General features: G+C 66.7%; 14 protein-coding genes. 10 read left to right on the forward strand and 4 right to left on the reverse strand.

Translation table 11 applies throughout. The features are described 5' to 3' along the window. Positions 1-74 precede the first annotated feature (74 nt). A complete protein-coding gene (locus U5A65_RS16750) occupies positions 75-1,052 on the reverse strand; it encodes a transcriptional regulator GcvA (protein ID WP_321907563.1) in 978 nt (325 codons plus the stop codon). A gap of 101 nt (positions 1,053-1,153) precedes the next feature. Between U5A65_RS16750 and U5A65_RS16755 the strand changes: the two genes are divergently transcribed. The 9 genes from U5A65_RS16755 to U5A65_RS16795 all read left to right on the forward strand — a co-directional run bounded on the left by U5A65_RS16755 (position 1,154) and on the right by U5A65_RS16795 (position 11,630). After that, positions 1,154-1,480 (forward strand): DUF2917 domain-containing protein, encoded by a 327-nt coding sequence (locus U5A65_RS16755; RefSeq protein ID WP_321907564.1) that lies wholly within the window; start codon positions 1,154-1,156, stop codon positions 1,478-1,480. Positions 1,481-1,588: 108 nt separating this feature from the next. After that, a complete protein-coding gene (gene lipB / locus U5A65_RS16760) occupies positions 1,589-2,449 on the forward strand; it encodes a lipoyl(octanoyl) transferase LipB (protein WP_321934367.1) in 861 nt (286 codons plus the stop codon). Between the two features lie 13 nt (positions 2,450-2,462). Continuing rightward, on the forward strand, positions 2,463-3,452 hold the full coding sequence (lipA, locus tag U5A65_RS16765) for a lipoyl synthase (protein WP_158756805.1): 990 nt from the start codon (positions 2,463-2,465) through the stop codon (positions 3,450-3,452). A 243-nt stretch (positions 3,453-3,695) separates the two neighbouring features. Then, on the forward strand, positions 3,696-4,748 hold the full coding sequence (gene tauA / locus U5A65_RS16770) for a taurine ABC transporter substrate-binding protein (RefSeq protein WP_321934366.1): 1,053 nt from the start codon (positions 3,696-3,698) through the stop codon (positions 4,746-4,748). Between the two features lie 16 nt (positions 4,749-4,764). Beyond that, positions 4,765-5,610: a taurine ABC transporter ATP-binding protein gene (locus U5A65_RS16775; RefSeq protein ID WP_321946834.1), complete on the forward strand. Its 846-nt coding sequence runs from the start codon at positions 4,765-4,767 to the stop codon at positions 5,608-5,610. Further along, complete coding sequence (locus tag U5A65_RS16780; RefSeq protein ID WP_321946835.1) at positions 5,607-6,503, forward strand: ABC transporter permease subunit; 897 nt, start codon at positions 5,607-5,609, stop codon at positions 6,501-6,503. Before U5A65_RS16775 ends, U5A65_RS16780 begins: the two co-directional genes overlap by 4 nt. Positions 6,504-6,805: 302 nt before the next feature. Next, complete coding sequence (locus tag U5A65_RS16785) at positions 6,806-8,089, forward strand: dicarboxylate/amino acid:cation symporter (protein ID WP_321907572.1); 1,284 nt, start codon at positions 6,806-6,808, stop codon at positions 8,087-8,089. Positions 8,090-8,309: 220 nt separating this feature from the next. After that, positions 8,310-10,235: a sensor histidine kinase gene (locus U5A65_RS16790; protein ID WP_321907573.1), complete on the forward strand. Its 1,926-nt coding sequence runs from the start codon at positions 8,310-8,312 to the stop codon at positions 10,233-10,235. A 45-nt stretch (positions 10,236-10,280) separates the two neighbouring features. Next, positions 10,281-11,630: a sigma-54 dependent transcriptional regulator gene (locus U5A65_RS16795; RefSeq protein ID WP_321907575.1), complete on the forward strand. Its 1,350-nt coding sequence runs from the start codon at positions 10,281-10,283 to the stop codon at positions 11,628-11,630. A gap of 101 nt (positions 11,631-11,731) precedes the next feature. Here the strand turns inward: U5A65_RS16795 and U5A65_RS16800 are convergent, their stop codons facing one another. Further along, on the reverse strand, positions 11,732-12,217 hold the full coding sequence (locus U5A65_RS16800) for a TlpA family protein disulfide reductase (protein ID WP_415765071.1): 486 nt from the start codon (positions 12,215-12,217) through the stop codon (positions 11,732-11,734). 197 nt (positions 12,218-12,414) lie between these two features. Between U5A65_RS16800 and U5A65_RS16805 the strand changes: the two genes are divergently transcribed. Then, positions 12,415-13,011 (forward strand): hypothetical protein, encoded by a 597-nt coding sequence (locus tag U5A65_RS16805; protein ID WP_321946836.1) that lies wholly within the window; start codon positions 12,415-12,417, stop codon positions 13,009-13,011. 421 nt (positions 13,012-13,432) lie between these two features. Here the strand turns inward: U5A65_RS16805 and U5A65_RS16810 are convergent, their stop codons facing one another. Beyond that, on the reverse strand, positions 13,433-15,082 hold the full coding sequence (locus U5A65_RS16810; protein WP_321946837.1) for a YifB family Mg chelatase-like AAA ATPase: 1,650 nt from the start codon (positions 15,080-15,082) through the stop codon (positions 13,433-13,435). A gap of 192 nt (positions 15,083-15,274) precedes the next feature. Next, the gene (locus U5A65_RS16815; protein WP_028201802.1) at positions 15,275-15,532 is read right to left on the reverse strand and encodes an accessory factor UbiK family protein; all 258 of its coding nucleotides are present in this window, start codon (positions 15,530-15,532) and stop codon (positions 15,275-15,277) included. Positions 15,533-15,812 lie beyond the last annotated feature (280 nt).

A 15,812-nucleotide genomic window follows, 5' to 3' on the forward strand; every position in this document is an offset into this window, starting at 1 on the left:
TGGCGCTTCGCTGGCAGTGATTCGAACGACAAGGGCCGCCATGCGCGGCCCTTGTTGCATCTGAGGCATTCGTTTCAGGGCACGTCGCCCACACGGGCGCGTTGCGCCGCCGCGGCCGCCGTCATCAGCGGACCGGCTTCGCAGGCGTCTTCGTAGAGCCGCCGAAAGCGAGCGACCTCGTCGAACACCCAGTCGCGGAAGGCCTGCACGCGCTCGGTCTGCATGCGTTGCGGCTGGCAGATGAAGTAGTAGCGCCAGGGGCTCGGCCCGTCGACGTCCTTGAAGAGGCGCACGAGACGCCCGAGCGTGATCTCGTGCATGGCGAGCGAGCGGCGCACGAGCGCGATGCCCTGGCCGTCCATGGCCGCCTGCAGCAGGTTCGACGAGTCCTGGTAGAGCACGCCGCGCTTCGGTTCGGGCAGGTCCTGGAGGCCCGCGGCGTCGAACCAGGGGCGCCAGAGTTCGTCGTCCGAGCGCAGCAGCGGCAGCTTCGCGAGGTCGCGCGGGTCGGTGGGCAGCTTGCCGCCGTTGAAATCGGGCGAGCAGGCCGGAAAGAAGATCTCGTCGAGCAGCAGCTCGGCGTGCAGGCCCGGATAGTGTCCGTAGCCGAAGCGGATGGCGACATCGACATCGTCGCGCGCGAAATCGGTGAGCGAATTCGTGGATTGCAGCTCGACGTCCCACTGGGGATGCGCCTCGATGAAGCGGCCGATGCGCGGCGTGACCCAGCGCGCCGCGAACGACGACAGCATCGACACCACGAGCCGCCGGTCGCGGTCGCCCGCGCGGATTTCCTGGGTGGCGTGCGCGAGCTGGTTGAGCGCGTCGCGCACCTGGCCGGCGTAGCGGCGGCCGGTGTCGGTCACGCGCACGCGCTTGCCGTCGCGCGCGAAGAGCGCCACGCCCAGCTCCGCTTCGAGCGCGCGGATCTGGTGGCTCACGGCGCCGTGCGTGACGAAGAGTTCGTCGGCGGCGCGCGAGAAGCTTTCGTGGCGGGCGGCGGCTTCGAAGGCCTTGAGCGCATTCAGCGCGGGTAGCTGGCGCAGATCCATATCGTATTTTTTCTCACATAGCCGTGAAAATTGATCGTTTTTCCCGATCCCTTATGGCGTCTACGATTGTAGCCATCGGAGCAGGTCATTCGGAGTCGAAAATGAGAGAAATTTCTTCGGATATCACGTTTGAAGTGGCGGCCGACCAAACGGCCTCGGTGCGCGTCACGCGCAGCACGCGGCTCACCGTGAAGTGCGGCACCGTCTGGGTCACGCGCAGCGACGACACCGCCGACTACTGGCTGGAACCCGGCCACACGCTGCGGCTGCGGCGCGGCGAACGCTTGTGGATCGGTGCGGAAGGCGGTGCGGCCGCGTGGGTTGGGTTCGCCGCGCCGGCGCGCCTGAGCGAGCGCGTGGTCGATATCGCCGCACGCGCTGCGCAGCGCGCAGGCGTTCACATTGGCGACGGCTGGCGCACGGTTTGAGCCCACGGTTTGACCCAAAAGCGGCGGCGATGGGAGGGCAACCCATCGCCGCCGTTATCCGCAGCATGCCCGGCGCGCTTGTCCCGAATTCGGTAAACTCCCGAAATCATGTGCGCCACCCCGGTTTCACCCTCGCAAATCTCTTCGGACCCCGGCATAGCCGCGGCCGATTCCCAAACGGCAGGTTCGTCCATCGTCGTGCGCTGGCGCGGCAACGAGGCTTATCAAACAAGCTTCGACGCCATGCGCGAGTTCACGGCCGCCCGTGACGCGCATACGTCCGACGAAATCTGGCTCGTCGAGCATCCGCCTGTGTTCACGCTGGGCCAGGCCGGCAAGCCCGAGCACCTGCTGGTCGCCAACAGCGGCATCCCGCTCGTGCAGATCGATCGCGGCGGGCAGATCACGTATCACGGGCCGGGCCAGGTGGTGGCCTACCTGCTGCTCGACTTGCGGCGCCGGAAGCTGATGGTGCGCGAGCTCGTCACGCTCATTGAGGACGCCGTGATCGAAACACTGGCGGCGTATAATCTCGCGAGCGAGCGCAAGGCAGGCGCCCCCGGCATTTACGTGCCGCAAGAGGCCAGCGGCGCGAGCGCCGCGCACAAGGGCGCGAAAGTCGCCGCCCTCGGGCTGAAGATCCGCAACGGCTGCAGCTATCACGGCGTGAGCCTGAACGTATCGATGGATCTGAACCCATTTCTCGCGATCAATCCGTGTGGTTACGCCGGTCTCGAAACCGTCGACATGGCCACGCTGGGTGTGGAGGCGAGTTGGCGCGATGTTGCCGCCACGCTGGCGGCGCGGCTCGAGGCGAACCTCGCGGCGCACGCAGCAACACTTCTCACGGTAGCCGAAGCGGCTGCCACAGACCCTTCGGCCGAAGCGGCTGGAGTGGAACCGGCCGTATCGGCCGTCTCCGGCGGGGAACCGCCGCAACCGCAGGCTGGCGTTGCACCGGCGGCCTGACTGGATCGAAAGCATGACTGACATCACTGCGAACCCCGCTGGCGCCAACGCCGACGCCGTTCCCTACGACGCCACCGCAAAACAGAAGGCGCAGGCCAAGACCTCGCGCATTCCGATCAAGGTCATTCCCATCGAGAAGCTCAAGAAGCCCGAGTGGATCCGCGTGAAGGCGGCCACGGGCAACTCGCGCTTCTACGAAATCAAGAACATCCTGCGCGAGCACAACCTGCACACGGTGTGCGAGGAAGCGAGCTGCCCGAACATCGGCGAATGCTTCGGCAAGGGCACGGCCACGTTCATGATCATGGGCGACAAGTGCACGCGCCGCTGCCCGTTCTGCGACGTGGGCCACGGCCGCCCCGATCCGCTCGATCCGGACGAACCGGCGAATCTCGCGCGCACCATCGGCGCGCTCAAGCTCAAGTACGTCGTGATCACGAGCGTTGACCGCGACGACCTGCGTGACGGTGGCGCCGGCCACTTCGTCGAATGTATCCGCCAGGTGCGCGAGCAGTCGCCCGAAACGCGTATCGAGATTCTCACGCCGGACTTCCGCGGCCGTCTCGATCGCGCGCTGCAGATCCTCAACGCCGCGCCGCCTGATGTGATGAACCACAATCTCGAAACGGTGCCGCGTCTCTACAAGGAAGCGCGCCCGGGTTCGGACTACGCGCACTCGCTCAAGCTGCTCAAGGACTTCAAGGCGCTGCATCCCGAAGTCGCGACGAAGTCGGGCCTGATGGTGGGCCTGGGCGAAACCGAAGAGGAAATTCTTCAGGTGATGCGCGACCTGCGCGCGCACGACGTCGACATGCTGACGATTGGCCAGTACCTCCAGCCTTCCGAGCATCACCTGCCGGTGCGTTCGTACGTGCATCCGGACACGTTCAAGATGTACGAGGAAGAGGCATACAAGATGGGCTTCACGCACGCGGCCGTTGGCGCCATGGTGCGTTCGAGCTATCACGCCGATCTGCAGGCGCATGGGGCAGGGGTGGTTTAAACCAGCCCCCGCTTCCTGCAAGCACGCAACACGAAAAGCCCGCTGAAAAGCGGGCTTTTTCGTTATGCGCTGCGCTCGAGCAGCGCGTGTCGTGCGTCGATTTCCACGCCATCCATTGCGGCGCGAAAAGCAATGCTCCAGCAGCGTCATTAGCTAACGCGGATAAGTTAGAACCACCCGCCGCCAGACTCCCTATAGTCGGAACCTTCATTCACTCGAACGTCGTTCCGCCGGAGTCTCCCGATGAACCCACGCGCTCTCCCTGCCTTCGTACGCCGCCCGCACATCGCCGCCGTTGCATTCGCCGCCGCCTGCCTCGCAGCCACGTTCGGCGTGCCGCGCGCGCATGCCGAAACGCGTGAGGTCGTGATTGCGTATCAGGACATGGTGGTGCCGTGGCGCTATGCGCAGGCCACGGGCGAAGTCGAGAAGGAAACGGGCTACAAGGTCACCTACCGCAAGCTCGCGAGCGGCGCCGACGTGATCCGCGCGCTCGCATCCGGCTCCGTGCAGCTCGGCGAGGCCGGTTCGAGCCCGATCGCAGCGGGCCTTTCGCAGGGTGTGGATCTCTCGCTGTTCTGGATTCTCGACAACATCAACGACGCCGAAGCGCTCGTCGCGCGCGACGGCTCGGGGGTGACGAGCATCGCGGGCCTCAAAGGCAAGACCATCGGCGTGCCGTATGTTTCGACCTCGCACTTTCACGCGCTCGTCGCGTTGCAGAACGCGGGCGTGAATCCCGCCGACGTGAAGATCGTCAACCTGCGTCCGCCCGAAGTCGCGGCCGCCTGGCAGCGCGGCAACATCGACGCGACCTACATCTGGGACCCCGTGCTCGCGCAGGTCAAGAAAAACGGCAAGGTGCTGATCACGTCGGGCCAGGTGGCGAAGGCCACGGGCAAGGCGACCTTCGACGGCTTCGTCGCGGACAAGCGCTTCGCGAAGGACAACGCCGATTTCGTCGCGAAGTTCGTCAAGGTGCTGGCCGCCGCGGACGCCGATTACAGCGCGCATCGCGGCGCCTGGAACGCGGCTTCGCCGCAGGTGCAGGCCGTCGCGAAGGAGTCGGGGGCGAATGCCGCCGAAGTGCCGGCGAGCCTTGCGCTCTACGCCTTCCCCACGCCCGCCGAGCAAGCCTCGAAGCAATGGCTGGGCGGCGGGGCGCAGTCGGGCGCGGCGCAGTCGCTGCTCGCCACGGCGACCTTCCTCAAGGAGCAGGGCACGATCCAGAACGTGCTGCCCGACTACTCGGTGGGCGTCGATCCGCAGTACGTGCAGCGCGCCGCCGCGCACTGAACGCAAGGAGCTTTGCATGAGCGCGCTCGCGATCCGCGATCTCACCGTCATCTATGAGGGCGCGCAACGCGGTGCGCCGCCGAACGTCGCGCTCGCGAACGTGAACCTCGAAGTGGCGCGCGGCGAGTTCGTCGTCGCGCTCGGCGCTTCGGGCTGCGGCAAGACCACGTTGCTCAACTGCATCGCGGGCTTCATCGAACCCGCGCAGGGCGAGGTGCGCGTGAACGGCGCGCGCGTGGAGGGCCCGGGCGCGGAGCGCGGCGTGGTGTTCCAGAAGCATGCGCTGCTGCCGTGGCTCGACGTGCTCGACAACGTCGCGCTCGGTTTGCGTTTTCGGGGCGTGCCGAAGGCGCAGCGCGAGCGCATCGCGCGCGAGCAGCTTGCGCTCGTGGGGCTCGAAGCGCAGGCGCGCGAACGCGTGTATGCGCTCTCCGGCGGCATGCAGCAGCGCGTGGGCATTGCGCGCGCGCTCGCGAGCGACCCGCAGATTCTGCTGATGGACGAACCGATGGGCGCGCTCGACGCCCTGACGCGCGAGCAGGTGCAAACGCTCGTGCTCGACGTCTGGGCGCGCACGCGCAAGACGGTGTTCTTCATCACGCACAGCGTGGAGGAGGCGCTTTTTCTCGCGACGCGCATCGTGGTCATGACGCCGGGGCCGGGCCGTATCGAGCGCGAGTACGAAGTGCCGTTCGCGCGCCAGTACCTCGCCACGCGCGATGCGCGCGCGGTGAAGTCGTCGCCGGAATTCATTGCGTGGCGCGAGCGGCTAGTCGATTTGCTGCATGCGGACGCGGACGCGGACGCGGACGCGGGCGCGGGCGCACACGCACACGCACACGCACACGAGGAGCCGGTATGAGCGTGCCGCAGGAATCGTTGAGAGAAGTCGCGCTGAAGGCGCGTCGCGTACAGCTCCACGGCGGCGAGGCGCATGGGGCGCGCGAGGCGCAAGCCGCCCGCTCGAAAGTCTGGCGCATGCCCGGCGAAGGCCCGACCGCCGCGCTGAGCGCGGCGTCGGTGGCGGCGCTCGCGCTGCTCTGGTGGCTCGCCACGCACCTGCACTGGCTGCCGCCGCTTTTCCTGCCAACGCCCGAAGCCGTCTGGCAAGCGTTCGCCGACGCCTGGCACGGCCGCATCCAGGGCGGCTTGCCGCTTTCCGAGCATCTGTTCTGGAGCGCGCTGCGCGTGTTCGGCGCGTTCCTGCTCGCGGTCGTGACGGCCGTTCCCGTGGGCATCCTGATGGGCGTGTCGCGCATCGCGCGCGGCCTGCTCGATCCGCCGCTCGAGTTCTACCGGCCGCTGCCGCCGCTCGCCTATCTGCCGCTGGTGGTGATCTGGTTCGGCATCGACGAGACGGCGAAAATCGTCGTGATCTGGCTCGCCTGCTTCGCGCCCATCGCAATGGCCGCGCGCGCCGGTGCGAAGAGCGCGAGCGTCGAGCAGATCCGCGCGGCAGCGTCGCTCGGCGGCGGCTTCGCGCAGATCGTGCGCTTCGTCGTGCTGCCCGCCGCGCTGCCGGAGATCCTCACGGGCCTGCGCATCGCCATCGGCTTTGGCTGGACCACGCTCGTGGCCGCCGAGATGGTCGCCGCGACGGCGGGTCTCGGCCAGATGGTGCTCAACGCGTCGAGCTTCCTGCGCACGGATGTCGTGGTGATGGGCATCGTGCTGATCGGGCTCATCGCCTGGGGCTTCGATCTGGGCATGCGCGCGCTCGAAAAGCGCCTCGTGCCGTGGAAGGGGCGAGGCTGACGCAACACCCCCGCCGTTTCTGGAAATCCAAACAGCAGTAGGGCGCGATTCTGGAAAACCAGATTCGCGCCTTTGTTCATTGAGTAAAAGTCCTTATAAATCAACGTGATGAGCGTTGATGCTTGCTGGCATTCTCCTTGCAACTAAGAACGCGCGGCCACCCAGGCCGCGACAAAAAAACAGTCAGGAGACAGCCGATGTCCGATCCCATCTTCCGGTTTCGCTGATTCCCCAGTTTCGTCCTGTCGCGGCCCGAACCTCCTTCGTTCGGCCATTGGCTTAACTCATTTGCAGGAACCATCGTGAAGAAACCTCTGCACAAAGTCCTCTACGTCCAGGTGATCGTGGCGATCGTCATCGGCGTGATCCTGGGCCACTACTGGCCCGCCCTCGGCATCGACATGAAGCCGCTCGGCGACGCCTTCATCAAGCTCATCAAGATGGTGATCGGGCCGATCATCTTCTGTACCGTCGTGACCGGCATTGCGGGCATGGAGGACATGAAGAAGGTGGGCCGCGTGGGCGGCAAGGCGCTGCTCTACTTCGAGATCGTCTCGACCTTCGCGCTCGTGCTCGGCCTCATCGCCACGCACGTGCTCAAGCCGGGCGCGGGCTTCAACGTCGACGTGAACACGCTCGACGCCAAGGCCGTGGCGAGTTACGCCGAAAAGGCGCACGGCCAGAGCAGCGTCGACTTCCTGATGCACATCATTCCCGACACGATTTCCTCGGCGTTCGCGCAGGGTGAGATCCTGCAGATCCTGCTGATCGCGCTGCTGTTCGGCGCGGTGCTCACGCAGATCGGCGAGCGTGGCCGCCCGGTGACCGCGTTCATCGAAAGCGTCTCGGGCGTGCTGTTCGGCATCGTGAAGATCGTGACGAAGCTGGCACCGATCGGCGCGTTCGGCGCGATGGCGTTCACCATCGGCAAGTACGGCGTGGGCTCGCTCATTCCGATGCTCAAGCTGATCGGCACGTTCTACCTCACGTCGATCGTGTTCGTGCTCGTCGTGCTCGGCGCGATCGCGCGCTTCACGGGCTTTTCGATCATTCGCTTCGTTTCCTACATCAAGGAAGAGCTGCTGATCGTGCTCGGCACGAGCTCGTCGGAATCGGCGCTGCCGCAGCTGATGCAGAAGCTCGAGCGCCTTGGCTGCTCGCGCTCGGTGGTGGGCCTCGTGGTGCCGACCGGCTACTCGTTCAACCTCGACGGCACCAACATCTACATGACGATGGCAGTGCTTTTCATCGCGCAGGCGACCAACACGGACCTCACGTGGACCCAGCAGCTCACGCTGCTCGCGGTGACGATGCTCACCTCGAAGGGCGCGAGCGGCGTGACCGGCGCGGGCTTCATCACGCTGGCGGCAACGCTTGCCGTGGTGCCGACCATTCCGCTCTCGGGCATGGTGCTGATTCTCGGTATCGACCGCTTCATGAGCGAGTGCCGCGCGCTCACGAACATCGTCGGCAACGGCGTGGCGACGGTCGTGGTCTCGGCATGGGAGAAGGAGCTCGACCGCAACAAGCTGCGCGCCGTGCTCTCAGGCCAGACCGAAGATCTGAAGGAAAGCGCGGGCGCGTAAGCGGCGCCGGCGGTGGCGCGCAAGCCGCGAGGCGCGCGCCGCCCGCCGATGTTCCTTCTCTCGATGTTTCGCGGCCATGGCCGTTGGGCGGCGCGCCCGTTTCCCCTGCGTGAGCGCACCGCCCGTTTTTGCCTGTATCGTCTGACGCGGCTGCACGTTTGCCTGAGCGCGCCCGAAGGCCGCTGTCCGCCCCGGACGAGCCGGACGCCCCAGCGCGGCCGTGTGCCACAATCTCCCTCATCCCCTTGACCGCCTGGAAGCCGCTCACGTGACGCGCCGCCTCATCATCCTCTTCGCGCTCGCAGCCGGTCTCGTCGCGGTCTGCGCGCTGACGTGGGCGCTCACGTGGCAGGCCGGCATCGACGCACTGCGCCGCAACGCGGCCGTGCGCGGCGACCGCACCGCGGCTTCGCTCAAGAGCACGCTCGAGCGCTACGACTCGCTGCCCTATATCGTCGGCGAGCATCCGCTCGTGCAGAACGTGCTCGTCGATCCGCGACCCGAGTGGGTGGCCGCCGCGAACCGCTATCTCGAAGACGTGAACCGCCACGCGCGCGCCACGACGACCTATATCATCCGCGCCGACGGCATGAGCATCGCGGCGAGCAACTGGCGCGACCCCGATAGCTTCGTGGGCGTGGATTACCGCTTCCGGCCGTATTTCATCGGCGCGATGCAGGGCGGCGTGGGCCGCTTCTTCGGCATCGGCACGGTCTCGCACGATCCGGGCTACTACGTGTCGCAGCCGGTGCGGCGCGACGGCAAAATCGTCGGCGTGGCCGTGGTGAAGCTCAATCTCGAATGGTTTCCGGGCACCGATGCCTCGGAGCCGCTTCTCGTGACTGACGATCACGGCGTGATCTTTCTCTCCTCGGTGCCCGCGTGGAAGTACCGCACGGTGCGCCCGCTGCCACCGGCTGTCGTGGCCTCGATCGACGCCACGCGCCAGTACGCGAGCGAGCCGATCGCGCCGCTGCCGGCAAGCGTCGAGCGCGTGTTGCCGGGCGACGCCGACATCGTGCGCATGGGTGCGGGCATCCGCGCCCCGCGCTACCTGGAGACGCGCCGCTCGCTTGGCGAGCCCGACTGGCATCTCGTCACCATGTCGTCGATCGACCCGGTGCTCGAAGCCTCGCGCAATGCGACCATCATGACGGGCTTCGGCTATGTCTCGCTGTGCCTCTTTGGCTTTTACTGGCGCATGCGGCGCGCGCGCGTGAAGGAAGTAATGCGCAGCCGCGCGATGCTGCAAAAGGCCTACGCGATGCTCAACGAGCGCGTGGCCGAGCGCACCGCTGATCTCTCGCAGGCGAACGAGCGTCTGCAGAGCGAGGTGGCGGAGCGCACGCGCGCTGAAGGCGTACTGCGCGCGACCCAGGACGAGCTGATCCAGGCGAGCAAGCTCGCGGCGCTCGGCCAGATGGCGGCGGGCATCACGCACGAACTGAACCAGCCGCTTGCGGCGCTGCGCAGCTTCTCGGACAACACGCGTGTGTTTCTCGAGCGCGGCCAGTACGCGGCGGCCACCGAAAACCTGGAGGCGATCGGTGCACTCACCGAGCGCATGGGCAAGATCGTGAACCAGCTCAAGCTGTTCGTCGGACGCGCGCGGCCGAGGAGCGCGCGCGCGCCGGTTGCCCGCGCGCTGCGCAACTCGCTCGCGTTGCTCGGCAAGCGGCTCGACGGCGTGCGCGTGGATCTCACGTTGACGGAAGACGGCGCGCCGCCCGTGCCGCTCGATGTGGACGCCGAGTACCCGGACCTGAGCGCGCAGAGCGACGATTTGCGGCTCGAACAAGTGCTCATTAACGTGCTTGGCAATGCGCTCGACGCCGTGGCGGGGCTGCCCGCGCCGCGCATTGCGATCGACGTTCAGGCGAGCGCGGCGACGCTTGCCATCGCGGTGAGCGACAATGGACCGGGCATTCCCGAGGATGTGTTGCCGCGCCTCTTCGAGCCGTTTTTCACGACGAAGGAAATGGGGCAGGGGCTTGGCCTCGGACTCGCGATTTCCTCGTCGATCGCGCGTGATTGCGGCGGCTCGCTCACGGCGAGCAACGCACCGGAAGGCGGCGCACGCTTCGTGCTGACGCTGCGCCGCGCGCGTGCCGATGCCGCGAGCGCGGCGCGTGCGGCAGGATTGTGATCAAGCGCTCCGAAGCGCGCTTATGAATCAGGATGACGAACGAACATGGTGAACACGACGCCCGGCCGGGTGCTCTACGTTGAGGATGACGAACTCGTGCGCCGCGCGGGCGTGCAAAGCCTGCAGCTCGCGGGCTTCGACGCCGCCGGTTTCGCCAACGCGGAAGGCGCGCTGCCGCTGATCGACGCCGAGTTCGCGGGCGTCGTGGTAAGCGATATCCGCCTGCCGGGCATGAGCGGGCTCGATCTGCTCGCGCAATGCCATGAGCGTGCGCCCGAAGTGCCCATCATCCTCGTGACGGGCCATGGCGATATCTCGATGGCCGTGCAGGCCATGCGCGACGGCGCGTACGACTTCATCGAGAAGCCGTTTGCCTCCGAGCGCCTGATCGAAACGGTGCGGCGCGCGCTGGAGCGGCGCCTGCTCGTGCTCGAAAACCTCGCGCTGCGCCGCGAGCTGGCGGGGCAGAACGCGCTCGCGCCGCGCATCATCGGCAAGAGTCCGGCTATCGAGCAGGTGCGCAAGCTCATTGCGAACGTCGCGCCCACGGACGCCTCGGTGCTCATCAACGGCGACACCGGCGCGGGCAAGGAGCTGATCGCGCGCAGTCTTCACGAGCTTTCGCCGCGGCATGACAAACCGTTCGTCGCCGTGAACTGCGGCGCGTTGCCCGAGCCGATGTTCGAGTCGGAGATGTTCGGCTACGAGGCGGGCGCGTTTACCGGGGCGGCCAAGCGCCGGATCGGCAAGCTCGAGCACGCGAGCGGCGGGACGCTCTTTCTCGATGAGATCGAGAGCATGCCGCTTTCGCTGCAGGTGAAGCTGCTGCGCGTGCTGCAGGATGGCGTGCTCGAGCGCCTCGGCTCGAACCAGCCGGTGCGCGCCGACTTGCGCGTGGTCGCGGCGGCCAAGGGCGACATGAGCGAGCACGTCGCGGCGGGCACCTTCCGGCGCGACTTGCTGTACCGGCTCAACGTCGTGACGATCGCGCTGCCGCCGCTCGCCGAACGCCGCGAGGACATCGTGCCGTTGTTCGAGCATTTTCTGCTCGACGCGGCGGTGCGCTATCAGCGCAGCGCGCCGCTCCTCACCGAGCGCGACCGCATGCGCCTTGCACAGCGCGACTGGCCCGGCAACGTGCGCGAACTGCGCAACGCAGCGGACCGGCGGGTGCTCGGGATTCCTGACGATCTTTCGGCAGGCGCGGTGGCCGGCGACGACGACGCGCTGCCGCTCAAGGAACGCGTGGAGCAATACGAACGTGCGCTGATCGCCGACGCGCTTGCGCAGAGCAACGGGGCGGTCGCCCAGGCCGCCGAGCGGCTGCAGATGGCGAAGGCCACGCTGTACGAGAAGATTCGCCGCTATGGGCTGGTGGCGCGCGGCGAGGGTTAGCTCCGGTTCGCGATACGTTGTGCAGCGTGCAGGCGTAAAAAAAAGCAGCGGGGCTTCCGCTGCTTTTTTGTTGGTTATTGGCCTACCGGCCTGGCCGCCCTTCAGGTCGCCAGCGCCTTCTGAAGCAGCTGGTCGAGCTCCGCGAACTGCGGTTCGCCCACGTAGCGCTTGAGAATCTTGCCGTCGCGGCCGATCACGAAAGTGGTGGGCGTGAGCTGGACGTTGCCGAACTGCTTCGCGGCCGAGCCGTCGTCCATTGCCACCTTGAACGGCAGCTGACGCGTTTGCGCGTAGTTGGCCACGTACATCGGCGCGTCGTAGTTCATTGCGACCGCCACGAACTCGAGCCCTTCGCCCTTGAAGCGGTTATAGGTCTGGACCATCTTCGGCATTTCCGCCATGCAGGTGGTGCAGCTCGTCGCCCAGAAGTTGACGAGATAGACCTTGCCCTTGAGGTCGTTCGTGGAGACCTTCTGGCCCGACAGAAGCGTGAAGGTGGCGTCGGGCACGCGCTGCTGGCTGCCGAAGAACGCGAAGTAGCCGGCGATGGCGATTGCGACGACGACCACCGCCGCGCCAACGCGCATGAGCACGCCGGAGCGCGATTTCGAAGAATTCGGGGATGCAGCGGTCATGAGCCTTGCCTCGTGCGCCGAAAGACGCGGGTGTTAAGCCAAAACATTGTAGCGCCGAATTTCCCGGCATAGCGGTTACGCGACAACATCCGGGTATGCGCCGGCGGATAATGTCGCGCACCTTTCACTCCCGTGACAAACCGCGCCCCATGGTCCTGGACATCCTTCGCCGTGCCCGCCTCCCGTTGAACCCGTTGCTGCGCGCTATCGTCGCTGCCCGCGTGGCGGTGCTGGGCCTGCTTGCCACGGCGTTCGCGCTGGCTGCGTGCTCGCCCACCTACGACTGGCGCACGATTTCGAACGACGCGAGCGGCTACTCGATCGACCTGCCGGCCAAGCCGGACAAGGACGAGCGCCGCATCGACGTGAATGGCACGCCGATGCGCATGCGCGTTCAGACGGCCGAAGTCGCCGGCGACGTGTTCGTCATCGGCACGCTCGATCTGCCCGACGCGCAGCCCGCGACGCAGCAAAAGGCGCTCGACTTCCTGCGCGCAGGCCTCGCGCGCAACGTGGGCGCGCCGCCCGACGCGCGCGCAGTGGCGGTGCCGCTCGCAACGGGCGGCTCGATCGAAGGCGTGGAAATGCACATGGCCGGCAAGGCGGGCGCCAACGGCGAGTCGCGCACGATCCACGCGCGGCTCGTCGCGAAGGGCGCACGGGCCTATCAGGTGGCGATTGTCGGTCGCACCGAGCCGCCGGTCGAGCAGGTCGACCAATTCTTCGGATCTTTCAAGCTGTACTGAGATTCGGGACTCCGCAGCACAGCTTGTGAAGCGATGTTTGGCTCTCGCTGCGGTGGGCGTTTGGCGGTCGAAGTGAATGTTGCGCAGCAGGTAAACACGCTAATTATCGGATTTGATTGAGGGTTTACCGGTTACCCACAGGAGCTGTGGGTAACTTTGTGGAAAACAACGCCGCGTTGGCCGGAAAGGGCCGTCCTGTGGGCTTTCTGTTAGTTTTGGCCGCTTTTCTGTAAATCCAGAAAATCAGAAGAATCAAGGAGTTATCAAACCAGCCGGCGCGTAATGCGAACCATGAACAAATCCGGGGCACACACGACGAAGTGTGCATAAGTCAAGTCTTGACTTCGATTTATTGGTGCTATTCACATTCCCGGGCGGCACAAGCTCAGCGGCTTACGCCACCGAAATTGACTGTGCCTCGCTAACGTTCCGCAAACACCCGCCGGTATTGCACGGCCTCTGCCACATGCGCGGCCTCGGGCATGGACGCGCCGGCGAGGTCCGCAATCGTGCGCGCGACCTTGAGCACCCGATAGTGCGCGCGCGCCGACCAGCCGAAGCGCTCGCCCGCTTCGCGCAGCAGCGTTTCACCTGCAGCGTCCGGCTGGCAGACCGCGTCGGTCTCGCGGCCGGTCAATTCGCGATTGGTTTTGCCCTGACGCGCCAACTGCCGTTCGCGCGCCGCCTGCACGCGAGCGGCGATCGCGGCGCTCGGTTCGGCACGCGTGCTGGCGCGAGCGGCCAGTTCGGCGGGCGGCAGCGCGGGAATCTCGATCTGGATGTCGATGCGGTCCAGCAGCGGTCCCGAGAGCTTGCGCAAATAGCGCGCGGCGCTTTCGGGCGTGCAGCGGCAGCGCCCCGCGGGGTCGCCGCGCCAGCCGCACGGACAGGGGTTCATCGCGGCAACGAGCTGACACGCGGCCGGGAAGTCGGTTTGCCACGCGGCGCGCGAAATGGTGATCGAACCCACTTCGAGCGGCTCGCGCAGCGTTTCGAGCACGTGGCGGTCGAATTCGGGCAACTCATCGAGGAACAGGACACCTAAATGTGCGAGCGTGATCTCGCCCGGTTGCGGCGGATTGCGCCCGCCGATCAGCGCGGCCGCGCTCGACGAGTGGTGCGGCGCGCGAAACGGCCGCTGTCGCCACTGCTGCGGCGTGAAGCCTATCGCGCTGGCCGAGAGCAGGGCGGCGGAAGCTAGCGCTTCGTCTTCGGTCATGAGGGGCAGGAGTCCGGGCAGGCGCGCGGCGAGCATCGACTTGCCAGCGCCGGGCGGCCCGACCATCAACAGATGATGTCCGCCGGCCGCGGCGACTTCGAGCGCCCGGCGCGCGCCGCGCTGGCCCACCACGTCGGCCATATCGAGGGGCGTGGCGCCGGGGGCGGCGTCGAGGGCGCTCGCACGCACGGGGGCGAGGCGCGCTTCGGGGTTGGCGCCTGCAAGGTGCGCGCAGAGCGAGCGCAGGTCGGCCGCGCCGTACACCGCGACCCCCGGCACGAGCGCCGCTTCGACGGCGTTTTGTGCAGGCAGATAAAGCTCGGGCACGCCTGAGCGCTCGCGCGGCGTAGGCGCGAGAGCGAGCGTTGCTTCGTCGGTCTCAGTATCAGGAATGCGAAGGATCTCGCCCTGGCCGGGCGATGCCGCGTCGTCCACACGCGCTGCGCGCTCCCTGTGTGCGCGGGCGGTGCCGCATGCCATGGCGAACGCACCGCGCATCGGCCGCACGGCGCCCGTGAGCGAAAGCTCGCCCGCGAACTCGCGGTGCGCGAGCGCCGCAGCCGGAAGCTGCCCGCTTGCCGCGAGAATGCCGAGCGCGATTGGCAAATCGAAGCGGCCTGATTCCTTGGGCAAATCAGCCGGCGCGAGGTTGACGGTAATTCGCCTCACCGGGAAATCGAAGCCGCAGTTCGAGAGCGCGGCGCGCACGCGCTCGCGGCTTTCGCGCACTTCGAGATCGGGCAGCCCAACGATGGAAAACGACGGCAGCCCGTTGGCGAGATGGACTTCTACGGTGACTTCGGGCGCGCGGCCAGCAGCCGGCGCGCGGCTGCGCACCACGGCAAGCGACATGGGATTCTCCGGAAGGCTCGCATGCTGGCGTGGCGCGCGCGTTGTACTGACAAACTTCGCGCGCCATGCATGCGCCAGGCTGGTGAGGCGTATGCCCCTTTACGGTTCCATTGCGTTTCACGTACGAATCGCTTGCGGCGGTGCGGCAAGGGTGCTGCACTCAATTGCGCACAGGAATGCGCAACGAAATGATCAGGAGGACTGGCTAGTCACCGGCAGCTTTTGTTCGAGTTCGGCCACGCGGCGCTCGAGTTCTTCGAGGCGTTGGCGCGTGCGCACGAGCACCTGCGTTTGCGCGTCGAATTCCTCGCGCGTGACGAGGTCCAGCTTCGAAAAGCCTTGCGACAACATTGCGCGCACATTGCGCTCGACATCGCGCGCCGGCGAGTTCTTCAGCAGATCGCTCACGCGGGACTGCAGATCATTGAATACGTCGTTTGGTTGCTTCATTCGATTCCCCTTCGCTGCACAAAAAATGTGCAAGTTTTGTTTCGCCTGTGCCCCGCGACGAACCGTGATCGATCTTGGTGCGAACTCGCAGGGCCACGGCCACGTGTGCGCGCAACTGGTGCGCACCGCAGGCCAGTGTGCTTCGCGCGGCGGCGCAGCGGGCCAATTCCAGCCGCTATGCGGCTCCCAGCGCGGCAGCGATGCCTGAGAACACTGTAGCAACGTTCCCCCCGCCACGCCACCGCGCGCGCCCCACGCTGGCCGTTCGGCCAGGGCCTTG

The organism is Paraburkholderia sp. J10-1 (assembly GCF_905220165.1).
In the GTDB taxonomy this organism is placed as follows: domain Bacteria; phylum Pseudomonadota; class Gammaproteobacteria; order Burkholderiales; family Burkholderiaceae; genus Paraburkholderia.

Excerpts from the sequence above, each read along its gene's own strand:
- lipB (WP_321934367.1), top strand. The coding sequence starts at position 1,589 with ATGTGCGCCACCCCGGTTTCACCCTCGCAAATCTCTTCGGACCCCGGC.
- U5A65_RS16755 (WP_321907564.1), top strand. The coding sequence starts at position 1,154 with ATGAGAGAAATTTCTTCGGATATCACGTTTGAAGTGGCGGCCGACCAA.
- U5A65_RS16750 (WP_321907563.1), bottom strand. The coding sequence starts at position 1,052 with ATGGATCTGCGCCAGCTACCCGCGCTGAATGCGCTCAAGGCCTTCGAA.
- U5A65_RS16795 (WP_321907575.1), top strand. The coding sequence starts at position 10,281 with ATGGTGAACACGACGCCCGGCCGGGTGCTCTACGTTGAGGATGACGAA.
- U5A65_RS16810 (WP_321946837.1), bottom strand. The coding sequence starts at position 15,082 with ATGTCGCTTGCCGTGGTGCGCAGCCGCGCGCCGGCTGCTGGCCGCGCG.
- lipA (WP_158756805.1), top strand. The coding sequence starts at position 2,463 with ATGACTGACATCACTGCGAACCCCGCTGGCGCCAACGCCGACGCCGTT.
- tauA (WP_321934366.1), top strand. The coding sequence starts at position 3,696 with ATGAACCCACGCGCTCTCCCTGCCTTCGTACGCCGCCCGCACATCGCC.
- U5A65_RS16800 (WP_415765071.1), bottom strand. The coding sequence starts at position 12,217 with ATGCGCGTTGGCGCGGCGGTGGTCGTCGTCGCAATCGCCATCGCCGGC.
- U5A65_RS16805 (WP_321946836.1), top strand. The coding sequence starts at position 12,415 with ATGGTCCTGGACATCCTTCGCCGTGCCCGCCTCCCGTTGAACCCGTTG.
- U5A65_RS16815 (WP_028201802.1), bottom strand. The coding sequence starts at position 15,532 with ATGAAGCAACCAAACGACGTATTCAATGATCTGCAGTCCCGCGTGAGC.
- U5A65_RS16775 (WP_321946834.1), top strand. The coding sequence starts at position 4,765 with ATGAGCGCGCTCGCGATCCGCGATCTCACCGTCATCTATGAGGGCGCG.
- U5A65_RS16780 (WP_321946835.1), top strand. The coding sequence starts at position 5,607 with ATGAGCGTGCCGCAGGAATCGTTGAGAGAAGTCGCGCTGAAGGCGCGT.